General features: G+C 44.5%; 17 protein-coding genes and 1 tRNA gene. 6 read left to right on the top strand and 12 right to left on the bottom strand.

Going from position 1 to position 23,306, the window contains the following annotated elements; translation table 11 throughout:
• Positions 1-19 precede the first annotated feature (19 nt).
• The 3 genes from NE638_RS06085 to cas3 all read right to left on the bottom strand — a co-directional run bounded on the left by NE638_RS06085 (position 20) and on the right by cas3 (position 3,378).
• Positions 20-460 carry a hypothetical protein gene (locus NE638_RS06085; RefSeq protein ID WP_059085218.1) on the bottom strand — a complete coding sequence of 147 codons (441 nt, stop codon included), beginning with the start codon at positions 458-460 and terminating at the stop codon, positions 20-22.
• The gene (locus NE638_RS06080; RefSeq protein ID WP_015525783.1) at positions 444-911 is read right to left on the bottom strand and encodes a DUF3990 domain-containing protein; all 468 of its coding nucleotides are present in this window, start codon (positions 909-911) and stop codon (positions 444-446) included. The genes NE638_RS06085 and NE638_RS06080 overlap by 17 nt, the downstream gene beginning before the upstream one ends.
• A gap of 331 nt (positions 912-1,242) precedes the next feature.
• Positions 1,243-3,378 carry a CRISPR-associated helicase Cas3' gene (gene cas3 / locus NE638_RS06075; protein WP_173745920.1) on the bottom strand — a complete coding sequence of 712 codons (2,136 nt, stop codon included), beginning with the start codon at positions 3,376-3,378 and terminating at the stop codon, positions 1,243-1,245.
• A gap of 150 nt (positions 3,379-3,528) precedes the next feature.
• On the opposite strand from cas3, the gene NE638_RS06070 reads away from it, so the two are divergent.
• Positions 3,529-3,669 (top strand): hypothetical protein, encoded by a 141-nt coding sequence (locus NE638_RS06070; RefSeq protein ID WP_173733046.1) that lies wholly within the window; start codon positions 3,529-3,531, stop codon positions 3,667-3,669.
• 70 nt (positions 3,670-3,739) lie between these two features.
• On the opposite strand, the gene NE638_RS06065 is transcribed toward NE638_RS06070, so the two are convergent.
• From NE638_RS06065 to NE638_RS06050, 4 genes are all read right to left on the bottom strand, one after another.
• Positions 3,740-5,986: a DNA gyrase/topoisomerase IV subunit A gene (locus NE638_RS06065; protein ID WP_173745919.1), complete on the bottom strand. Its 2,247-nt coding sequence runs from the start codon at positions 5,984-5,986 to the stop codon at positions 3,740-3,742.
• A gap of 15 nt (positions 5,987-6,001) precedes the next feature.
• Complete coding sequence (locus NE638_RS06060) at positions 6,002-7,927, bottom strand: DNA gyrase/topoisomerase IV subunit B (RefSeq protein ID WP_022426613.1); 1,926 nt, start codon at positions 7,925-7,927, stop codon at positions 6,002-6,004.
• 287 nt (positions 7,928-8,214) lie between these two features.
• A complete protein-coding gene (locus NE638_RS06055) occupies positions 8,215-10,119 on the bottom strand; it encodes a GGDEF domain-containing phosphodiesterase (RefSeq protein WP_244094807.1) in 1,905 nt (634 codons plus the stop codon).
• Complete coding sequence (locus tag NE638_RS06050; RefSeq protein WP_173745918.1) at positions 10,106-11,785, bottom strand: GGDEF domain-containing protein; 1,680 nt, start codon at positions 11,783-11,785, stop codon at positions 10,106-10,108. The genes NE638_RS06055 and NE638_RS06050 overlap by 14 nt, the downstream gene beginning before the upstream one ends.
• Before the next feature lie 213 nt (positions 11,786-11,998).
• Between NE638_RS06050 and NE638_RS06045 the strand changes: the two genes are divergently transcribed.
• Both NE638_RS06045 and NE638_RS06040 read left to right on the top strand, forming a co-directional pair.
• Positions 11,999-12,070 (top strand) — tRNA-Glu (locus NE638_RS06045).
• 224 nt (positions 12,071-12,294) lie between these two features.
• Complete coding sequence (locus NE638_RS06040; RefSeq protein ID WP_173745917.1) at positions 12,295-13,458, top strand: ComEC/Rec2 family competence protein; 1,164 nt, start codon at positions 12,295-12,297, stop codon at positions 13,456-13,458.
• A 127-nt stretch (positions 13,459-13,585) separates the two neighbouring features.
• Here NE638_RS06040 and NE638_RS06035 read toward each other — a convergent pair whose 3' ends face one another.
• From NE638_RS06035 to NE638_RS06015, 5 genes are read right to left on the bottom strand one after another with little or no spacing between them, the layout of a single operon-like run.
• Positions 13,586-15,739: an RNA degradosome polyphosphate kinase gene (locus NE638_RS06035; protein WP_173741592.1), complete on the bottom strand. Its 2,154-nt coding sequence runs from the start codon at positions 15,737-15,739 to the stop codon at positions 13,586-13,588.
• Between the two features lie 16 nt (positions 15,740-15,755).
• The gene (locus NE638_RS06030; protein ID WP_118752447.1) at positions 15,756-17,291 is read right to left on the bottom strand and encodes a Ppx/GppA phosphatase family protein; all 1,536 of its coding nucleotides are present in this window, start codon (positions 17,289-17,291) and stop codon (positions 15,756-15,758) included.
• Positions 17,292-17,325: 34 nt separating this feature from the next.
• Positions 17,326-18,642: an ATP-binding protein gene (locus NE638_RS06025; RefSeq protein ID WP_173745930.1), complete on the bottom strand. Its 1,317-nt coding sequence runs from the start codon at positions 18,640-18,642 to the stop codon at positions 17,326-17,328.
• A gap of 25 nt (positions 18,643-18,667) precedes the next feature.
• Positions 18,668-19,798, bottom strand: coding sequence for a prephenate dehydratase (gene pheA / locus NE638_RS06020; RefSeq protein ID WP_021650329.1), 1,131 nt, complete (start codon positions 19,796-19,798; stop codon positions 18,668-18,670).
• The gene (locus NE638_RS06015) at positions 19,795-21,093 is read right to left on the bottom strand and encodes a bifunctional folylpolyglutamate synthase/dihydrofolate synthase (protein ID WP_015525769.1); all 1,299 of its coding nucleotides are present in this window, start codon (positions 21,091-21,093) and stop codon (positions 19,795-19,797) included. Before NE638_RS06015 ends, pheA begins: the two co-directional genes overlap by 4 nt.
• Before the next feature lie 253 nt (positions 21,094-21,346).
• On the opposite strand from NE638_RS06015, the gene NE638_RS06010 reads away from it, so the two are divergent.
• The 3 genes from NE638_RS06010 to NE638_RS06000 all read left to right on the top strand — a co-directional run bounded on the left by NE638_RS06010 (position 21,347) and on the right by NE638_RS06000 (position 23,172).
• A complete protein-coding gene (locus NE638_RS06010; protein ID WP_044960605.1) occupies positions 21,347-21,748 on the top strand; it encodes a putative ABC transporter permease in 402 nt (133 codons plus the stop codon).
• 69 nt (positions 21,749-21,817) lie between these two features.
• Complete coding sequence (gene pyrB, locus NE638_RS06005) at positions 21,818-22,741, top strand: aspartate carbamoyltransferase (RefSeq protein ID WP_022426605.1); 924 nt, start codon at positions 21,818-21,820, stop codon at positions 22,739-22,741.
• Complete coding sequence (locus NE638_RS06000; RefSeq protein WP_015525765.1) at positions 22,735-23,172, top strand: aspartate carbamoyltransferase regulatory subunit; 438 nt, start codon at positions 22,735-22,737, stop codon at positions 23,170-23,172. The genes pyrB and NE638_RS06000 overlap by 7 nt, the downstream gene beginning before the upstream one ends.
• Positions 23,173-23,306: the final 134 nt, after the last annotated feature.

The raw sequence follows: 23,306 nt of genomic DNA, 5'->3' as shown, positions 1-23,306 counted from the left end.
AGGCACTTTCCCTCTTTTCTCATATTATTTCACCAGCTTTATAACATGCTGCTATATAATCTCGTGATTGATAATAAAAATCTGTATTATAGTCCGAAATATGTGCATCAATCCAGGAATGATAAATTTCCCATATTCCCTTTTCAAGTTCTGTATCATCGTATATGTCTTCTATTAATCTCTCATATACTTCTCCAATATCCCAGTAATCCGGAATTGCATACCTGCATATTGATACATTGTCAAATTCGCCCTCCGGAATATCACATTGCTCTGTAAATTCTGCCGCAACTTTTTCTATTGGCTCACAGTGAAAGACATCCGCATAGTTATATATTCGCTTTATATTTTCCATTCCAAGATAATCCGTAACTTTCCACCGACGTTGTTTTTGAGTTCGTCCTATGTACTCGATCAAACTACAGGTAAAAAACAAAGCATTATTATTTTTTCTCGCCATAAACAACCTCACTTCCTACAAATTTCAATGTATCCAGTGCTGAAATTGTATGAAAACTGATTTGATGCGTTGGATACTTGAATTTTACCAATTCCCAGAAAGCAGCTCTTGAAATCTTTCCATCCAGATAATTTTGCAGATAATTGTAGATTGTATCATCTGCCATTGGTCCTTCCACAATATCATACTGATGTGCCTGTCCCTTTCGACAGGAAATAATAAAATCCAGCCATTCTTCCGTCATTTTATCGAATTTAAGAATATTTAATCTCTGATTTTCTGTATACTCATACTTGTTAATATATCCTTTTTTACCATATCTTATAGCCCATCGTTCTGCCTGCTTTTCAATATTTGTACAATAAAAACCAAAATAAAAATCTTTGTTAAATCTGGCTTTTCTGATTTCCGGATATTCCACTACCTCTTTGCTCCCATGATATAGAATCATATGCAGCTCCTTTTTTCTGTAAATTCTTTTTATTTTTAATAATTTTCTTTTATTTTTTCTCGTCATCTTAAATATACTACACTCATCCAAAATATACAATACTTGCCCCTAAATTATTTACATTTAAATTTATTGAATTCTTTTTATTTATATATTATATTTATAGTATGTCAGAAAACATTTTAATGCCTATGAAGGCAGGCGACTTGCTTGATTCGATTAAAATGGTTCCTGTGGATTGAAATAATAATTTTAAATGTAACCGTGTAGAATTAGAACAGGGAGATTAAGGTTTTTCCACCTTAATCTCCCTGCTCTAATCTACATATTTTCACAACCAAACTGCCATGCCACAGTCAACCTCAAGATTCAGTCCTGTCTCCTCTGAATATTGTTCTAAATCTGTCAGTTCATAGAAATCCTTTATATCTTCCGAAACCAGCTTCAGCATCCCCGCATCATTATATTTCTCAAATTCCTGTTTATACAAATTCACACAATATTGTACAGCCCGTCTCATTCCGGATTTTGTAAAACCTTTATTTTTCAGATCCTGTATCACTTCCTGAGCATCTTCTTCCTGATTTACAAAAACGGTTACCGTGTTTTCATCTATCAGTTTAAACTCTCTTTCCACTGTAGCAAAATGATGCCATCCCCCATTAAACTCTTCGCAGATTTTCTTTTTATCCAAACTTTCACCTCGCATATGATAAAGCATTTCAAAGTATCTTGTTACAGTCTGCATATCTTCAATTTTACATTCATTCGTAAGCAGCGCTTTCGAAACATCCATCTGCTGTCTCTGCCCTAGAACTTTTTCAGCATCATCAAACTGAAAAATCACCACTTTGCTTTCTTCTATCGTCCGTTTTCCCTCACGATTACACCTTCCTGCCGCCTGAATGATAGAATCTATTCCTGAAAGCTGTCTGTATACTGTATAAAAATCAAGATCTACTCCTGCCTCTACCAGACTTGTTGAAATTACAATGCACTTTTTCCCTTCTCTCAATCGTTCTTTTATCTGCTTTAACATACGCTTTCTATGTTTTGGATACATGCTCGTAGATAAATGATAAACGCCATCTTCTCTCATAGCATTATAAATTTTTTGAGCTTTCTTTTTTGTATTCACAATGCATAATGCCTGTGTTTCTCTTAACAGACATTCTTCCACGTCTTCTTCTGACAATTTTCCATCGTTTTCAAAGTGAACTCTTTTAAAAAACTCAAACTGTTCCTCTGTCCTTGGACAAAGCTCAGTAATCTGCTTTATATTGCAAAAAAAAGCATCCAATGCCGGTTGTGTAGCTGTACATAATACTGCACTCACCTTATAATTTATCACCAGTTCTTCAATTGCTGTCAGACAGGGTTTCAAATAGTCATTTGGCAACATCTGTGCTTCATCAAATATGATCACACTATTTGCCATATTATGTAATTTTCTGCATTTTGAAGATTTATTTGAAAACAAGGATTCAAAAAATTGTACATTCGTTGTAACTACTACTGGTTTATCCCAGTTTTCAGAAGCAAGCTGCATAGGTTTCAGTTCTTCTGCTTCCTCATAATCTATGTTGCAATGATTTTCCAGAACATTTTCATCTCCTAATATCCTTCGAAAAACTGCTGCATTTTGTTCGATAATACTGGTATAAGGTATCACATAAATAATACGTTTCATGTGATGCTTAACTGCATGCCTTAATGCAAATGCAAGCGATGCAACCGTTTTACCTCCACCAGTCGGAACCGTCAGCCGAAAAAGGCCTTTTTCTCTCTCTCCGTTTTCCAGGCAAGCTTTTAAAATCTCTGTTCTTCTGCCATTTACACTTTCTGTTTCTGTATTTTTCAGCCACTCTGTTATATATTTTTCCAATTTATCCAGAAGCACCTGTATCTCTTGCCCCTGCTGTCGTCCCGATCTTTCTTCTGTCATAAATTCTTCTGTATCAAGAAAATCGGCATCGACAAGACAAGAATACATCATTCTCGTAAACATACTTAAAGAAAAATTTAAATCCTTCGTTTTCTCTACATTAACTGGTGATGTTTTTAACTCTGGAATCTTCACTTCTTTTTTGTATGCATAAAAATCTTCTATTTTCTTCTTTCTTCTTCCAAGTGTAGTAGATGAATTTCCTGTATCTGTGCTGACGCCATAATCGGATAAGCCAGCATGATGTCCCGCAATACACATCTCCAAAAACGGATACATCCCACCCAATTCCATGCAAACTCTTGCTCCTGCTGTTGCATGATCCACTTTTATTTCTTCTCCACGAATCCGACGTTGAAATTTATCGCTATATTTTCCGATATCATGCAGCATTCCACAGCAATATCCCCAATCTCCTTTTTCAAAAACTTCTGCAAAATCTTTTGCTTTTTCTGCCGTTCCCTGCAAATGCTCTAATATACTTTGTTCACGTTCACCATCACAATGTGCAATATAATTCATCTTCTTCTCTTCCATTTACAACACCGTACCCTCACTACAAGTTATATATTATACTGCTTTAGTTCATCTATATCAATGTATCCAAAGCGCCATCTCTTATGATAATCTCCCATTCTCCATCTCATACACCACATTCATAGTGGAGACTCTGTGGGATACCAGGACTACAGTGCGGCGGGTGGTGTCTTCTTTCAGGGACTTGAGGATGGTGGCTTCGTAGAGCTGACCTTTGTCTACGTATTTCAGGGAGGAGAGCCTTCCCCTCATATCTGCCCGTCAAACCGGGAATGAGCGTGCATCTCACGAATGGTCAGTTCCAGCCAGATCACCGTAAGCTGTGAGGTAGATGGCGGGGTGGTGATCAGATTCTCGGCTTCACACCTTTGGTGTCTCGCTTGGCGAGTTTGACTTTGTTAAGTACATATGGTTTGTCGTGGTAGGTAATGGCATACTCCTGCCTGCTTTCCAAAAGATACGCATGGTGGATCCGGTCTTCGCCGGTAAGCTTCATGCCGCGGACACCCATAGCGTTTTTCTTAGTGACGGAGATCTCGGTTTTCATGATACGGAGAAAGTAACCCTTTTCAGACTGGAACACAACCTGATCCATCTCGTCCGCTGCTCCTACGAATACAAGGCGGTCATCCTCTGCAAGCTTGGTGGAAACAATGGTACGCTTGGAAGCACGGAACTCTTCTCCTTTTACCAGCTTGCACATGCCGTTCTCTGTAACAAAGAGCACTGTGGAGGCTGCCACCTGGCTCAGCGGTGCCACATAAAGGATCTGCTCGGAAGTACTATCATAATTACCCAGATTATCTGCCGGAACACCTTTATCACGGAAACGCACCAGCGGGATATCCTCTGCCTTCACGGTGTGGAGCTTGCCGGTATCTGTAAAGATACAGATCTTGTCCGTATTCATGCAGGTAAAGACATAGCGGCTCTCTGCATGAGCGGCATCCTTATTACGCTCGTAGGCATTCTTGTCAATGAGACGCATATATCCGAAACGATCCATCAGGAAGCAGACTTCGGTCTCTTCCATCTTCTTCTCCTCATAAACAGCTTCCTCGGCGTTTTCAATGGAAGTCTTACGCTTACTGCCGTATTCCTTCTTGATCTGATCCAGTTCACCCATGATCACTGCTGCCATGGAGTCATAATTATTCAGGATATCCTCATAAGCAGCAATGTTCTTCATGGTTTTCTCATGCTCCTTCATCAGAGCATCGATCTCCAGACCGATCAGCTTGTAAAGACGCATGTCCAGAATAGCTGCGGCCTGTTTTTCTGTGAATTTCAGGGTTTTTGCCGCTTTTTCGGAGGTCTTGGTCTTGAATTTAATCCCTTCTGTGATACCATCGGTCAGGCATTTCTTTACCTGGTCACGGCTCTTGCTGCCACGGAGGATCTCGATGATCAGATCAATGACATCGCAGGCTTTGATAAGGCCTTCCTGGATCTCCCGTTTCTCCTGTTCCTTGGCAAGAAGGGTTGTATATTTTCTGGAATTTACTTCAAATACAAAGTCCACATGGTGAGCAATGATCTGCTTCAGTCCCAGTGTTTCCGGTCTTCCGTCTGCAACTGCCAGCATGTTGACACCGAAGGTATCCTCCAGTCGGGTCTTCTTATAGAGCATGTTGGTAAGGTTCTCCACGTCTGCATCGCGCTTCAGTTCCAGAACGATACGGATCCCCTCTTTGGAGGACTGGTTGGAAATATCCACGATATCTGTGGTCTTCTTGGTCTCTACCAGGGTTGCGATATCATTAAGGAATTTTCCGATGTTTGCACCGATCATGGTGTAAGGAATCTCTGTGATCACCAGCTGCTGGCGACCGCCCTTCAGCTTCTCTATTTCCACCCGTCCACGGATACGGAGCTTACCTGTTCCAGATTCATAGATCTTTACAAGGTCGTCCTTATTTACTACGATACCACCTGTCGGAAAATCCGGGCCCTTGAGATAACGCATCAGCCCACGGGTGCTGATATCATTATTCTTCATGTATGCCTTCACAGCATCCACCACTTCGCCCAGGTTATGCGGCGGGATACTGGTAGCCATACCAACGGCGATTCCGTCTGCTCCGTTTACAAGGAGATTTGGGATACGCACCGGAAGTACTACCGGCTCCTTCTCTGTTTCATCAAAGTTCGGCATGAAGTCCACAACGTTCTTATCAAGGTCTTCCAGAAAAACCTCCTGGGTCAGCTTCTCCAGGCGGGCCTCTGTGTATCGCATGGCTGCGGCTCCGTCGCCTTCAATGGAACCAAAGTTTCCATGTCCGTCCACCAGTGTACGACCCTTTTTAAATTCCTGCGCCATGACTACAAGCGCATCATAAATGGAGCTGTCACCGTGGGGATGATATTTACCCATAGTATCTCCTACGATACGGGCACATTTACGGTACGGGCGGTCGTAACGGATGCCAAGCTCATACATATCGTAAAGGGTACGGCGCTGTACCGGCTTCAGTCCGTCACGTACATCCGGCAGTGCTCTGGAAATGATAACGCTCATGGCGTAATCGATATATGATTTCTGCATGATCTCCGCATAATCGGTGCGGATGATATTGTCCTGTTTCGTATTCATAGTTTATTCTCCCAATCAAATATCCAGCTCTGCATCTGTTGCATGCTCATAGATAAAGGCCTTACGTGGCGGAACATCGCTTCCCATCAGGATCTCTGTCACATCGGAGGCCATGCGGGCATCTTCGATCTCCACACGCTTCATCATTCTTGTCTCAGGGTTCAGGGTAGTCTCCCAGAGCTGCTGGGCGTCCATCTCACCGAGACCTTTGTATCTCTGGAGCGTGAAGCTTCCCGGTTTATGGCTCTTACGGTATTTCTCAAGAGCCTTGTCATCGTAGAGATATTCCTCCTGCCCCTTCTTCGGCATTACCTTATAAAGAGGTGGCATGGCAATATACACATGTCCCTCATAGATAAGCTCCGGCATAAAACGGTAAAACAAGGTCAGAAGCAGAGTAGAGATATGAGCACCATCCACATCCGCATCGGCCATGATCACGATCTTGTCATAACGAAGCTTCGTGATATCAAAATCATTTCCGTAGCCTTCGGAAAAGCCGCAGCCAAAGGCATTGATCATAGTCTTGATCTCTGCGTTGGCCAGCACCTTGTCGATGGTAGCCTTCTCTACGTTGAGGATCTTACCGCGGATTGGAAGGATCGCCTGATAGTTACGATCTCTGGCTGTCTTGGCCGAACCGCCGGCGGAATCTCCCTCTACGATAAAGATCTCACACAGTGACGGATCCTTTTTCTCACAGTTGGCCAGCTTGCCGTTGGAATCAAAAGAGTATTTCTGTTTGGTGAGAAGGTTTGTCTTGGCACGCTCCTCGGTCTTACGGATCTTGGCCGCCTTTTCCGCACAGGAAAGGACGATCTTCAGTGTTTCCAGATTTCGGTCAAAAAACAGTACCAGCTGTTCTCCTGCTACCTTGCCGGTGGCTCTGGATGCGTCCTGGTTATCCAGCTTGGTCTTGGTCTGTCCCTCAAAGCGGGGTGCCGGATGTTTGATGGAGACTACAGCAGTCATTCCGTTTCGGATATCTGCACCTGTAAAATTGGGGTCTTTATCCTTCAGTACACCGATCTCACGTGCGTAGGTGTTCATTACCGTTGTGAATGTAGTCTTAAATCCGGTCAGATGAGTTCCTCCCTCTGCATTGTAGATATTATTGCAGAATCCGAGAACGTTCTCACGGAACTCATTGGTAAACTGAAAAGCAACCTCCACCTGGATCCCGTCTGCCTCTCCTTTAAAATAAACCGGATCATGGAGAGGCTGTGCATTCTTGTTAAGGTCACGGATAAAGCCTACGATTCCCTCCGGCTCATGATACTCGATATCCTCAGGAGTGTCCCCTCTTCGATCCTCAAAATGGATGGTAAGCTCCGGATTCAGATAGGCAGTCTCATGAAGACGGCTCTTTACATCCGCTGCTCCAAATCTTGTTTTCTCAAAAATCTCCGGATCCGGAAGGAAATTCACACAGGTTCCGGTACCTCTGGTCTTCCCTAATTTGGGGAGAAGTCCTGCTTCCAGTTCAATGGTAGGGATTCCTCTCTCATAGTGGTCATGATGTATATAGCCATCACGGCTGATCTTAATATCCAGATACGTAGATAATGCGTTCACTACGGAAGAACCTACACCATGAAGTCCGCCGCTTGTCTTATATGCGGAATTGTCAAACTTACCGCCTGCATGAAGGGTTGTAAAAACAAGACGCTCCGCAGATATTCCCTTGGCATGCATATCCACCGGGATCCCTCGTCCATTATCCTCTACTGTACAGGAACCGTCCTTCTCAAGAACTACATGGATACGGCTGCAGTACCCTGCAAGGTGCTCATCCACCGCATTGTCTACGATCTCATATATCAGATGGTTCAGTCCCTTTCTGGATACGCTTCCGATATACATACCGGGGCGCTTTCGCACGGCCTCGAGGCCCTCCAGGACAGAGATACTGCCCGCATCATAAGTGTCTTTTTTTGCCATTCCACTGATTCCTTTCTTTTTTATATTCGAACATTTGTTTGTATTATACTCAAAATATATGTACTTGTAAAGTCCACATGATCATCTTTTTTCTGCAATTTTTCCAAAAGATACGCGTGGCAGTTCAAGGAACCGATCTTCCGAAAAATCGCTTTCTTCAGCCGCCACAGCCTATCTATTCTATCAAAAGTATCTGTAAACTTCAAGCAATTTGTGTCTGTCTGAATACAACAGGCGGAAAACCCTGCTTTTTATGAAAGCATGTTTTCCGCCTGTTTCTGATCATTTCAGGAAATTTTTTCCAGAAGCTTCTCCTCGCACAGGGGCCTGGAAAAATAATATCCCTGTATCATATCCACACCCCATTTTTCCAGAAGCTTTACCTCCTTTTCGGTCTCAGCGCCTTCTGCGATCACCTTATATCCCATATGCTGCAGGATCATGACAATGCTGCGATAAAAGGTAGCCGTCTGAGGATCGCTGCTGACCCCGGACAAAAGAGAACGGTCCATTTTTACTGCTGAAAACGGAATGCGAAGAACTGCGTTCAGATTTGCATAACCGGAACCAAAATCATCCAGGCACATGTGGATCCCCACTTCTGCAAAATCATCAATGGCTGTGCAGAAGCTTTCGCTGTATTCGGTTGCCACATTTTCCGTGATCTCAAACTGAAAATATCCCGGATCTAATCCATACCCCTGTATGATCCCGATAAGCACATGGCTGTATCCGGGTTTCATCAATTCGGAAGGAGAAAGATTGAATTTCACATTCCGGATCTTCTTCATGATATATTCATGTTCTTTTATAAAACGGCAGACCTTGTGAAGCTGAAGACATCCCACTGCCGAGATCATTCCCTGTTTTTCCGCGATCCCGATAAACACATCCGGCGGGATCATTCCCAGAGCAGGATGTTTCAGCCGGCTCAGTGCCTCCAGAGTAATAAAATCCTGGTTTTTTATAGAATATACCGGCTGATAATATACTTCAAACAGATCCTCTTTCACAGCCTTCTGAAGAAAATGCTCCACTTCCTGTTCATAGCGGAAGCCCTCCAGGATCTTGCTGTCCGACTGGATCAGGACCGTATCCTGACGGTTCTGTATCAGAGAGATCATATATTCAATATAAGAAAGAATACTATCCTCTTTTTCCATTTTTTCCGCATTCATGATCCCGCAGATTGCAGCATGGAACGACACCTTTTCGTTTTCGATAAAAAACGGCTTTTTCAGAAATTCTTCTATGCCGTCTCTGGCTTTTTCATAATCTGTCAGCGAGTCCAGCACTGCCAGAAAGCAATTGCCTGTGATACGAAAGATCTGCACTGAATCCGTGATCTCCCGAAATCCCTTCGCCGCCCGGATCAGCAGCTGATCTCCCACTCTGGTACCGTAGATCCGGTTGATCTGCTTCATATTGCGGGCATCCACAGCAAGCAGATGAAAGCTTTCTTTTCGATAGAGCTTTTCTCCGATCCATTTGTCAAAATACTGTTTGTCAAATAAACCTGTCATACTGTCCGTATATTCACCTGGATTGTTCATAGTAAGATAGATCAGCCAAAGTCCTACAGAAAGTCCGAAGCCGGTAAGCAGTATTCTTTCCGCGGCAATCTGGAGAAACAGGCAGGCTGCTTCGATAAACCAAAATCTCCATATGGTGCGCCGTATTTCTTTTTCTGCTGTTTTTCCATAAAGTAACATAAATGCAACGATCACCAGCATAAAAAAGAATACATATCCATAGAGCAGAAAATGAAAACTTCCCTGGATAAATCTACATTCCTGGTCAAAATAAAAAAGCCATCCCGTCCGTAAGTTTGCTGTAACTGCCAGCAGCATTGCAGCCGGCAGGACCACCCAGCCGGTTTTCAGCCATTTATACTTCTCCTTCTGTCTTCCGGTGATGATCCGAATGTAGCAGAAAATCCCGTAGGTAAGTATGACATCACAGAAATAATAGAGCGTCAGGACCAGCGCTGACATTCTGCAGCCTTCGCTGCTGCCGCCTCCCGCGATCACCGCACTCAGCATATCCAGCAGCACGTAAACGCCGCTGAAAGCCAGAAAACATACAAAATTCCTGTTTTCCGCATTGTTCAGTCTTTTATGAGAAAAATAATGTATCGCGATCATCGTCACCAAAACAAGGGATGTGATCTGAAAACAGTTAATATACTCCATTTTTCAAATCCCCCTTCTTTTTGTTCTCATAAAGCTTCCTGTCTGCCTCATATTTCCATTCTCCCATGGATTTCAGAGAGCCATCCTTATTTCGCAGATGGCTGCATCCCAGGGACAACGAAAAACGATGTCTGCATCCTCTCCCGATATTCCGTAGCTCTTCTTTCAAGCGTTCCGGCCAGAATTCATCCGGTACTTCCGGATCATAGACCAGAACCGCAAATTCATCCCCGCCGATGCGGTAGCAGGTTCCTTTTTCCCGGAAAACGTTCTCCACACATCTGGCCGAGATCACCACCATCTCGTCTCCTGCAGCCCGTCCGTATTCTTCGTTGATCACGCGAAGCTGATCGATATCGATATACATAAGAAGGATATCCCGGTATCTGCCCATATCTGCGGAAATACTTTCCAGTTTTTTCTCAAAATTGGCTCTCATCTCAAGTCCTGTCATCCCATCCTCTCTGGACAGTCGTTCGTAAGCCTGGGATTCCAGACGGTAACGGACGTTGTCTGCCATCATCATGACTGCGTCTGCAATGACCAGCACAAGAAACACAAGATTTCCCAATTCAAAAATGGATCCATAGTAGGAAATCTCGAACAGCCAGTACAGGATCAGCGCTATGATACCGCTTGTTCCCACGATGATATATGCAATGAGAAGCAGATGTATCTCACGCTGTTTATGCTTCCGGTACTCCCGGATCAGAAGTACCGCTGATATCAGGACCCACACAAACAGCAGGATATGTGTTACAAACAGCATATCCTTAAATTCAAAGGCTCCCAGGATCACCAGAACTCCCTGTAAAACAGCATTCAGATAAAATGTAAAGATTCCAAGATCCAGGAGCCTGTATTTTTTCATGTTTCCGATATTCTGCAAAAAACGCAACATCGGAACTGCCAGCAGCATGAACATATAAAAAGAAATGAGACATAATACTTCGGGGCATCTGCTGTAGCTTTGTGCCAGTGATGAGTCCGTCACCAGCCAGATACTGCACATCATAAGGAACAGTGCCACATCCCGGAACCGTCTGTCCGACATCTGCCTTATTCTCATATAGATGCAGATGCACAGGGCGATCATACTTAATACGATCATGATCGTTGCCGCCCCTAAAGGAATGGCTGCTTTTCTGATCTGATACCAGGCTATTGCACTTCCAGTTCCTATGCATACCGGCTCTATAACATATTTTCCTCTCTGAGGCGCAGAATAGCTGAACGTCAGGACTTTTCCCTCTGTGTCATTACCCAGAGCGGCGATGCACTGCACCTTGGAACGCATCTGCACATTTTTGGAAAACATGGCCTCCTTATATTCATACAGGATCTTTCCATTCAGGCGTATCACCAGATCGTACTGGGCTCCTGTAGAAACCACGGTCATTCCTCTGCTTTCCGCTCCCAGACTTTCATTGTACAGGATCAGCTTTTCACCTGTTTTTGCCGGAATTTCCGCAGGCAGGGTGATCTCCTGTTTTTTTCCGTCTTTTATGTAGTACCATCCTTTGTTAAGAAGCTGTACACTGTCCTGATTCTGGATCAGCCCCCCTGTGTGGATCGCCGCAAAGATCGCGCCAAAAACCAGCAGTACCACAACAAAAAGAAAGGATTCTCCCTTCCATATCAAATTTTTCTTTTTTCTGTAATCCATACTCTTCCTCTTTATATTTTTTTATTCCATTTCGTTTTGTATCTATCATATCATCAATCGATTTTTCCGTCAAAAAAATTGTCAAAAAACAGGGTGAAAATTTTTTTCAAAAAAAGCAAAAAAGTGCTTGCATTTTGTAAGAAAGTATTATATACTAACGAAGTCGGTTGCGGGAAACAACAGAAGTCAAGAGTAAACGACACAAATGAATATGGCCAGTTGGTCAAGGGGTTAAGACGCCGCCCTCTCACGGCGGAAACACGGGTTCGATTCCCGTACTGGCTATCAGCTGAAAGCAGTTAGGATTTTTATTCTGACTGCTTTTTTGTGATTGTTATACTTCACTTTTTCCTGTTATCGTTATCAAACGTTGCTCTGAACATTGCATATAAAAATTTCGTTCTTCCTGTTTATCTGTTTTCTGTATTTTCACATATATTATTTTGCATTTCTTTCTCTTCTGTTTTATAATTTCCCCTGAAAATACTTAAGATAAGGGGTGACTTCTCATGCATCACAAACATTCTTTTCGCAGAAAGCTGCAGACATTTTTTCTTTCTCTGCTGCTTGTTCTGCTAACAGTCGCAGGAGTTCCCTCTGCTGCTTACACAGCCGAGGCTGCTTCTGCTGACACAACAATGGCTGTACACTTTCTGGATGTAGGGCAGGGGCTTTCGATCCTGGTCCAGTCACAGGGGCAGAATCTCCTGTATGACGGCGGTGACCGAGGACATTCCAGTTTCGTGGTTTCCTATCTGCAGAAACAGAATATTTCCATCATTGACTATATGATCTCCTCCCATTATGACGAGGACCATGTGGCTGGTCTTATAGGATGCCTGGACAGCTTTTCCGTAAAAAATGTGATCGGTGCAGATTATGTACAGGATACAAAGATCTATCAATCTTTTGAAAACAGTGTTGCCTCTCAGGGATTAACTGTGCAGCATCCGGAGCCCGGAACGGATTTTACTTTCGGAGGCGGGAAATTTACGGTGCTTTCTCCTCAATCGATCAGCAGCAACGATAACGACAATTCTGTTGCGATCCGGCTGGAAAACGGAAATAACCATTTTCTTTTTACTGGGGATGCAGAATCTGCCGGGGAGGAAGCGATCTACAATCTGGGACTTGATCTTTCCTGCGATGTGATCGTTCCGGGACATCACGGTTCTGCCACTGCCACCACCTGGGATCTGCTCCAGAAGACTGTTCCGGAATATGCAGTGATCAGCTGCGGCGCCGGTAATTCCTACGGACATCCTCATAAGGATACCATGGATAAGCTTGCGGATATGGGAATACAGGTATTTCGTACTGATGAGCAGGGTACGGTGATCGCAGTCAGCGACGGAAGCAATATCCAGTGGAACCAGAGTCCCTGTAATGATTATTCTGCTGGAGATGAATCGGATACCGGCACACAGCCTTCCTCCGCTTATAAGGATTCCGGTGCGTCCGGCTATGGATCTTCTGATTCGGCTGCTGCAGATCCTCAGACCGGAGTGCAGGCCGATCCGGAGCCAGTGGGTGATATGGTCTGGATCTCCGCTACCGGGAGCAAGTACCACCGGATCCCTAACTGCGGAAATATGAATCCGGATAATGCCACAGAGATGACACGCTCCCAGGCTGAAGCTGCAGGATATAAAGCCTGCAAGAAGTGTTATTAAAAACGTCCGCATGCTGTCAGTTTTTCTGAATATCATGCAGTATTGACATAATATGGATAATCTTTGAGAACATTATTTAAGGACAGCTGTATCATAAATTGATATGACAGGCTGTCCTTTTCTTTTACTATTTTATAATATCCTCCGCCGGTTCAGCCGGTACGAAAACTCTCTTCTTTTCTTTTTTCTCCTTTTTTGCTGCCTTTGCCCGCTCGGTAGCCTCCCTGCAGAATTCCATCTGGGAATTTATCAGCGTTTTGCCACGTTTGTCCTGCTTCTCATACAAACCGGAGGGCTGCAGGATATGTGCTTTTACATTGTCACGGAATTCCAGATCCAGAACATGCATGATCTCTTCCTTGATCCGCTCATCTTCCACAGGGAAAACAATCTCCACACGACGGTCAAGGTTACGTGGCATCCAGTCCGCACTTCCCATATAGATTTCATCGGAACCGCCATTGCGGAAATAGAAAATACGGCTGTGCTCCAGGAAATTACCAACGATCGAACGCACGTGGATATTTTCGCTGATACCTGGAATGCCCACCTTCAGGCAACAGATGCCGCGGATCAGAAGATCGATCCTGACACCACAGGAAGAAGCATAATACAGCGCTGCAATGATCTCAGGGTCACACAGAGAATTCATCTTTGCCGCAATGTGAGCCTCTTCTCCCTTTTTCGCATGCTCCGCTTCTCTTTCGATCATTTTTACAAAACGGTCCTTCATCCAGATCGGTGCAACGATCAGGCGATTCCAGCGCTTCGGCTCGGAATATCCGGAAAGCATGTTGAACACAGCAGTTGCATCCTCTCCAAACCGTTCGTCACAGGTAAATATACCACAGTCTGTATAAAGCTTGGCTGTGGAATCGTTATAGTTTCCGGTTGCCAGATGCACATATCTGCGGATCCCGTTTTCTTCTCTTCTCACAACAAGAGTGATCTTACTGTGTGTTTTCAGGCCCACCAGACCATAGATCACATGACAGCCTGCCTTTTCCAGCATTTTTGCCCAGACGATATTATTTTCCTCATCAAAACGCGCTTTCAGCTCTACAAGAACAGAAACCTGCTTGCCGTTTTCTGCGGCTTGAGCAAGTGCCGCAATGATGGGTGAATTGCCGCTGACGCGATACAGGGTCTGCTTGATTGCCAGTACATCCGGGTCCTTTGCCGCCTGACGCACAAAATTTACCACCGGATCAAAGCTCATATACGGATGATGCAGGAACACATCACCCTCCCTGATCACCTGGAAAATATCTTTATCATTCTGAAATGCAGGCACTGCTGCCGGTTTGTATTTCGGTTCCTTGAACTGCTCGTATCCGTCAATACCATAAACCTTCATCAGCATGGTCAGATCCAGCGGTCCGTTGATAAAAAAGATATCATCTCCATGAACCTGAAACTCCATTTTCAGAATATCCAGAAGCCGCGGATCCATCTTATCTTCCACTTCCAGGCGGATCACCTCTCCCCACTGGCGCTTTTTCAGCTGTTTCTGGATCTCAACCAGAAGATCCTCTGCCTCATCCTCGTCAATAGGAAGATCCGCATTACGCATGATCCTATACGGATGGGCACAGATCACATCATAGCTTAAGAACAGCTTGTCGATGTTGCGCTCAATGATCTGTTCCAGAAGTGTTACGGTTGTATGGCCTTTTTTCTCAGATGGAATGATCACTACTCTCGGAAGTACAGAAGGCACCTGTACAGTGGCAAAATCAATCTCTTCTTTTCCTTTTTTGGTATCTTTTTTGGAAAGAAGTGCTCCGATATTCAACGTTTTATTACGGATCAGAGGAAACGGTCTGGAAGAATCCATTGCCATTGGTGTCAGGACCGGATATACATTATCTTCAAAATACTGATCCACAAATTCTTTCTGCTTCTCGGAAAATGCCTCATGCTCAAAGATCACATGAAGTCCTGCTTTTTCAAGCGCAGGGACCAGAGACCGGTTTAATGTACTGTACTGTACGTGAACAAGATCATGTGTCTGCCGGCTGATGGCTTTCAGCTGTTCCTTGGCTGTCATTCCTGCAATATCTGTTTTTTTGTACCCTGCATGAACCTGATCCTTCAGGGATGCAACACGGACCATATAAAATTCATCCAGATTGGATGAGGTGATACTCAAAAATTTCAGTCTCTCAAACAGAGGTAGATTTTTGTCTCTGGCTTCACTGAGCACACGATCATCAAATTTGATCCAGCTCAGCTCTCTGTTTACAAAATATTCCGGTTTGTCAAATTCCTTAAATTTCATACAAAAACCTCCTCCGTTATCTTCTTCCCTTCCGTCTCATTACAAGCCGGATTCCAAACACCTCTTCAAAAAATTCTTTTTTATCTTTCAGAAGCCCCAGCTCCAGAGAAACATCCCTTGCGGAATCCACCACCAGGTAAAGGATCCTGTCTTTTAAGGTTACATTAAGCGCTTTTACCTTCTGGTAATGGCTTCTGTCCATAGCATTGGCCAGGCGGAGAATCGCGGTCAGCTTCGCAGTCAGGAGATAATTTCCCCTATTCATGGATGTTTCACGGTTGATTTCTTTGTAGCAGCCGAATTCTCTGGTATTGTACCTCACCGCACTAGCAATCACCTGCCGCTCCTCTGTGGAAAGACCTATGATCTCCGTAGCCATGATGATCCGGTAAGAGCATTCTGCCACCTCACTCATACTGATATATTTTCCGCAGTCATGAAGAAGAACTGCAATCTGCAAAAGAAGCCGTTCACGTTTTCCCATGCCGTGGATCTTCCTTGTGCTGTCAAAAATATCCAGTGCCACATCGGTAGTTCCTGCAATGTGGTTCTTTCCACTGGAATACCTTTTGGCAATGTTCCTGGATGCCACCAGGATATCATTTTCAAAATTGTGTACACTTTTCAGATATTTGTTTTTTTCCGCATAGTCATAGGCAATCCCGTCCAGAAGAGAAACACCCGGGATCCAGAGTGCTTCTGCCTGAAAGATTTCTATAAAGTTTCGGATGATAACCATGTTCGGCACGATCAGAGACGCATATTCCGGTTCCAACTCCATGGATTCGGCAAGGTCATGATCGGACATGTTTACAATGGTCTCGTATTTCTTCAGGAATTCCTCCTTTGTGATGATATTCTCTCCGGATCTGTCCTGAAAGATCGTATCTGTGAGAAAATCTCCCATCAGGATCAGATTGGAGATTTCCTTGTCCTTAAGATAAAGACGTTGAAAGCTTATCAGATCATTTCGGATAAATTCCTCTATCAGCCGGTCATAATGTGGAGTTGTTTTCTCCAGTTCTTTCAGACGTTCGCGGATACGAAGACTTCCCATACGGATACTCTGGGTCAGCACCAGAGCATCTTTATCAAAGAGAGAGATCTGCAGATTTCCTCCTCCGATATCCAGGATCGCCGTCCCCTTCTGAATAGCCTTTTTGAAGCCGGATTCAATGGCAGCAATGGATTTATATCCCAGAAAATGCTGTTCCGCATTACTCAGGATCTCTACCCGGATGCCAGTTCTCTGATAGATCTGCTCCAGGATGATCACCGGATTTTCCAGCTCACGGAGAGAGCTTGTTGCACACGCACGCCAGCTTTCTACCCCAAATTCAGCCATCATGCGTTTAAAATCATTAAGGATCTCGCAGAGCTCATCTACAGTCTCCATCTCTAGCCGTCCTGCAGCATAAGTTCCACGACCCAGCTCCAGCTGGTAACGGACATCATTGATCTCCCGGAAGCCGATCCGCTTTGACATTTCAAAGATCTTCATACTGACTTCATAGGAGCCTATATCAATTGCTGCAAAGGTTGTCACCGCCATAGTTTTTCATCCTTTCCCCCAATACACAGGTAAACTATTTCTTTTTTTCTTCCTCTGTTCCCACAATGTAATCAATAAACTGCTGCGCTGCACGTCCGGTCAGTCCGCCGTGAGAGATCTCCCACTGGTTGGCTTTCAAAAGCAGTTCCTCATCCGGCATGGTAACTCCATAACGAGCTGCCAGTGTACGGACGATCTCCTGGAACTGTTTTTTGTCCGGTTTGCCAAAGTAGATACGGACACCAAAGCGATATACCAGGGAAAGCTTCTCCTGCACGGTGTCGGAGGAATGCAGATCATTGTCATCTGCGATCTCCAGCTTATCTGTGGCACGCTCACGGACAAGATTACGCCGGTTGCTTGTGGCATAGATCAGGACATTGTCCGGTTTTTTCTCAAGACCGCCCTCGATCACGGCTTTCAGGTATTTATATTCAATCTCAAATTCCTCAAAGGAAAGATCATCCATATAAATGATAAAACGATAGTTACGGTTTTTGATCTGGGCGATGACTTCATTAAGATCCTGGAACTGATGCTTATAGGCCTCAATGATACGAAGTCCCTGATCATAATACTGGTTCAGGATTCCCTTGATACTGGAAGATTTACCGGTTCCCGCATCACCAAAGAGCAGACAGTTGTTCGCCTTTCTCCCCTGTACAAATGCCTCTGTATTATCAATGAGCTTTTTCTTGGCGATCTCATATCCTACCAGATCATCGATCTTCACATGTGCGATCCTTGTGATAGGCTGGATCTCCACCTTTCCCTCCTCATCGTGGCCGATACGGAATGCCTTATGGAGACCAAGCTTGCCAACACCGAAATCTTTATAGAAGGATACCATATCATCCATAAATTCTTCGGTTGTGGTGGCTGCTGCCAGGGTTTTGCTCATCTGACAGATACGGTCACGGATCCTGGTATTAAAGAGCTTGCTGTTCTCATCCGGTGTCTGGTAATCACAGATCACCCTGCAGCATACAGTTCCGAACACTTTATCAAAGACCGTGATGTCAAAATCATACAATTCCTTGAAAATCTGGAAATCATTTTTTGCCAGGTCGTTAATGCTGCCCTTGATCGCTCCTCGTATCTCGCTTGCCATACTGAAAGCGTTCTCATGATTTACCAGAAGGAAGGTAAGATATGTATGCCAGATATTTCCGGAAAAACCGTACATTCCTGCCAGCTCCACCAGCCCGTTGACACTTTTGAAAAACTGGTCTTCTCTTGCCTTGAGTGCTTCTTCATCTGCTTCATAAAGATTAATAAGTTCTGTCATATCGTCCAGTATCTCACCGTTTGAAAATCCACGGTAAAGGATACATTCCTGAATTCTTGCCAACATAATAATTTAGCTCCTCTGTCTCTTAATAATTTCCAAGAACACGGAGAACATTCGCCTCCGCCTCGATTCCTCTTAACGCATTCTCCACAGCGCTTTCGCCAAGTTTCCCTGTGAAATCCACGAAAAAACGGTATTCCCAGGATTTTCCCGGAATCGGACGGGATTCAATTTTGGTCATGTTCAGTCCGTTGTAGATAATATGTGAAAGCATGTTGTAAAGAGTTCCGCTTTCATGAGGCAGCTCAAAACAGATGCTGATCTTCCCGGCCTTTTCCTCGTATTCCGGTTTCCTGCTTACAATAATAAAACGTGTAGAGTTTGCTTTTTCTCTGCAGATATTTTCTGCAAGGACCTTCAGACCAAATACCTCACCAGCCTCACGGCTTGCGATAGCTGCCACGCCTTTGTCCCCCACCTCACTGACCTTTTTGGCCGCGCCTGCGGTGTTTTCCACTTCCTTCTTTTTCCAGGAAGGGTTTTCCTCCAGAAATGCCTTGCACTGGGCAAGCCCCTGAGGATGAGAGCAGACTTCCCTGATATCCCCTATCTGTGCATCCGGCATGCCCAGAAGCACATGATCCACACGGATGATCTGCTCGCCTACGATATACAGCTTGTACTCCATAAGAAGGTCATAGATATCAGCCACGATACCTGCAGTAGAATTCTCAATAGGAAGTACCGCATAATCGGCCTTGCCATGGGTTACATCCTCCATAGCTGTCCTCCATGTTTTTACATGGTAGCTTTCGATATTTTTCCCAAAGTACTGCCGCATAGCCGCATAGCTGTAGGCTCCCTCTACACCCTGGAACACAACCGTTGCGTTTTCAAGGGGAACATGCTTCACAGTTGTGAAATTGCGCTCTCCGTAAATCCCATGCTCTGTCAACAGCTGGTACTGTCTCTTACGGCTGATGGCCATGATCTGACGAAAAAGCTCCTGCACGCCGAGGCTGTTAAAGTCCCCGTGGGCCTTGTTTTTCAGCGTATGGATCTTCTGGCTCTCACGTGCCGGATCCAGTACCTGCTTACCGGTTTTTATTTTATATTCAGCGACTTCCTCACTCACCTTCATTCGTTTTTCAAAGAGACGTACGATCTCACTGTCGATCTCATCGATCTCGTCTCTGTATCTTTCCAAATCCGTCATTGGTTTCCTCCGTTATGTTTCCTGATAATTTCTGTAAGATCCCCCAGGAACGCCAGGGAACCAAAAGCAATGATCACATCCTCTTTTCCTGCCAGCTGATAGGCCTCTGCTACTGCGGCTTCGATGTTGTCAAAGGGCCTTACATCAGAATGAAATTCCCGCACCGCATCTGCCAGCTCCTGCGGGGTCAGAGCCCTGGGGTTATCCGGTGCCGCAATCGTCAGGATGGTATCTGCGTATTTTTCTGTTTTCCGGATGACCTTGCGGTAATCCTTGTCACGGAACATTCCCATGATGTAGATGATCCTTTTCCCCTTAAAATACCGTTCAATGGATGCTGCCAGCATGTCTGCCGCTGCAGGGTTATGAGCTCCATCAACCACAAAATCCGGTTCTGTCCCGAGAAGTGCAAATCTTCCCGGCCAGGTGGTACGTTTCAATCCATCCTGTCTCTGGACCAGTGTTGTGGGATATCCTTGTTCATTCAGGATTTCCAGTGCCCGGAGCGCTGCCACCGCATTTTCCTTCTGATAGGCACCTGCCAGGGATATTGTATATTTTTCTCCTTTATAAAGAAAGGTCTGGCCGGTTATGGATGCTTCCAGTACCTCTGCGCTGTCCTGGTCTGCCGCCTCGTATGGCACATTCTGTTCTGCGCATATTCTTCGTATGACCGCCTCTGCCTCCGGCTGCTGCTTTACAGTTACCATATGACTGTTCGGTTTAATGATGCCGGCCTTTTTTTCTGCTATCTCGCCCAGGGTATTTCCAAGAAATGCCGTATGATCCATACTGATGGATACCAGAATGGAAAGAACTGTAGTACTTATAATGTTGGTGGCATCCAGATCACCGCCCATACCAACTTCCATTAATACCAGATCGCATTTCTCATCCCGAAAATAAAGAAATGCGGCTGCAGTTTCAATTTCAAATACTGACGGATGCGGTTTTCCCTCTTTTACGATCTCATCGATCACCTCCGCGATCCTTGTCACATATGCTGCAAATTTCTCTCTGCTGACAGGTTCTCCGTTAACCTCCATCCTCTCTCTGTAGGAATAGACCGCCGGGGAAATATATCTTCCGACCCGGTAACCTGCACCTGATAAAGCGGAATACAGATATGCGATCACAGAACCCTTTCCGTTAGTTCCCGCTACATGAACATACTTCAGTTCATCCTGGGGATCTCCAAGCCGCCTCATCAGTTCTCTCATATTTTCCAGTCCCAGAACAATTCCCTTTTTCAATTCCGCAGCTCTGATGTAGGCACGACTTTCTTCATAATTCATCGTCTGTTTTCTCCTTCCGCATGTGTTGATGATCCATTACTGCTTTTTCACTTTGCAGTAATAATTTTGTTCATTATAACCCACGTGTATATTTTTTTCAAGGCAGGGAAGGCTATTAAAGACGCTTTTCCACGTTAAATATATTTAAAGTCCAGGCGGATATTCGCAGCCCCGCAGGGGACTTTCTTAATTCAGTTAAACTGACATTTTTCCGGAAAGCGCAGGATTTCTGCTGATGAGAAGGAGCTTTAAAATGCAAAAGAAGGATTTTTTTCTATGTGGTTTTACAGGCTGGTGTCTGGAGATCTTATGGACAGGACTGCACTCTCTTGTCACCGGACATTTTACTATGATGGGCAAAACCTCTCTTCTGATGTTCCCTATTTACGGACTTGCAGCACTGATCCGTCCGGCTTACTACAAGCTTGCCCGCTTTCCGGTTATGGTACGGGGGATCATTTACAGCTGCGGGATTTTTTTCGTGGAATTTTTAAGCGGATCTTTTTTTCAGAAGCTTCACATCTGTCCCTGGGATTATTCTCATGTTCCGCTTCAGTATAAAGGAGTGATCCGGCTGGACTATGCTCCTCTGTGGTTTTTTACCGGTCTCTTTTTCGAATGGCTTCTTCGACAAAATCCTCGGAAAGTCTCTTGAAAATCTCACAGTTATATTATATGATAACTGGAAGGAATCTTATTTCCAGTAAATAATTGGAGGTACAACATGAGACATTTAATGAGTCCATTGGATTTCTCGGTTGAAGAGCTTGATAAGCTTCTGAATCTCGCCGACGACATCGGGAAAAATCCAAAAAAGTATGCGCATACCTGTGATGATAAAAGGCTTGCGACATTGTTTTACGAACCAAGTACACGTACACGTTTAAGTTTCGAAGCAGCCATGATGAATCTTGGAGGAAAGGTTCTCGGTTTTTCTTCTGCTGATTCCAGCTCCGCATCCAAAGGCGAAAGCGTTGCCGATACTATTCGCGTTGTTTCCTGTTATGCAGATATCTGTGCTATGCGTCATCCGAAAGAGGGTGCTCCGCTTGTAGCTTCTATGTCATCCAACATTCCGGTGATCAATGCCGGTGATGGCGGCCACCAGCATCCTACCCAGACATTAACCGATCTTTTAACTATCCGCTCCCTGAAGGGCAGACTTGACAATATTACCATCGGCCTCTGTGGTGACCTGAAATTCGGCCGTACCGTTCACTCTCTGATCGAGGCTCTGGTCCGTTATGAAAATGTGAAATTTGTTCTGATCTCTCCGGAGGAGCTTCGTATTCCAAGCTATATCCGTGAGGATGTTCTGAAACGCAACAATGTCGAGTTTGTCGAGGAGGAACGTCTGGAGGATGCACTTCCGGATCTGGATATCCTGTACATGACCCGTGTTCAGAAGGAACGTTTCTTCAACGAAGAGGATTATGTCCGCATGAAAGATTTCTATGTTCTGGACAAACAGAAAATGGAGCTTGCACCGAAGGATATGTATGTCCTCCACCCACTCCCACGTGTTAACGAGATTTCTGTTGAAGTGGATTCTGATCCACGTGCCGCTTATTTCAAACAGGTCCAGTATGGTGTGTATGTCCGTATGGCCCTGATTCTTACATTACTGGAGGTGGAACTGCCATGTTAAACGTAGGTGCTCTTCGTGAGGGTTATGTTCTGGATCATATCAAAGCCGGCAAGGCAATGACGATTTATCATGACCTGAAGCTGGATAAGCTGGACTGTACGGTTGCTATCATCAAAAATGCCCGCAGCCAGAAAATGGGAAAAAAGGATATCATCAAGGTTGAATGCCCCATCGAGGATCTGGATCTGGATATCCTTGGTTTTATCGATCATAATATTACCGTAAATATCATCAAGGACGAAAAGATCGTTGCAAAGAAAGAGCTGAAGCTGCCGAAGCAGGTTGTGAACGTGATCAAATGCAAGAATCCTCGCTGCATTACTTCCATCGAGCAGGGGCTGGATCAGATTTTTGTTCTTGCAGATGAAGAGAATGAAGTTTACCGGTGTAAATATTGTGAGGAGAAATATAGAGGTAAACGGAATAAATAGGGATTCAAGGATTCCTGCGAGAATTATTGACAAACAGACGCGTCCGGCTCCTGCGAAGGCCTGAATATCGAAGCGGGAACCGGGCGCTGTGTTTTCATAGAAAAGTTTTTTACAAAAAAGCAACTGATATTTTA

Origin of the sequence: Blautia sp. MSK.18.38, assembly GCF_024460535.1 — a bacterium.
GTDB classification, from domain to species: Bacteria; Bacillota; Clostridia; order Lachnospirales; family Lachnospiraceae; genus Blautia_A; species Blautia_A fusiformis.
This window is presented reverse-complemented; position numbering and strand designations above follow the sequence as displayed.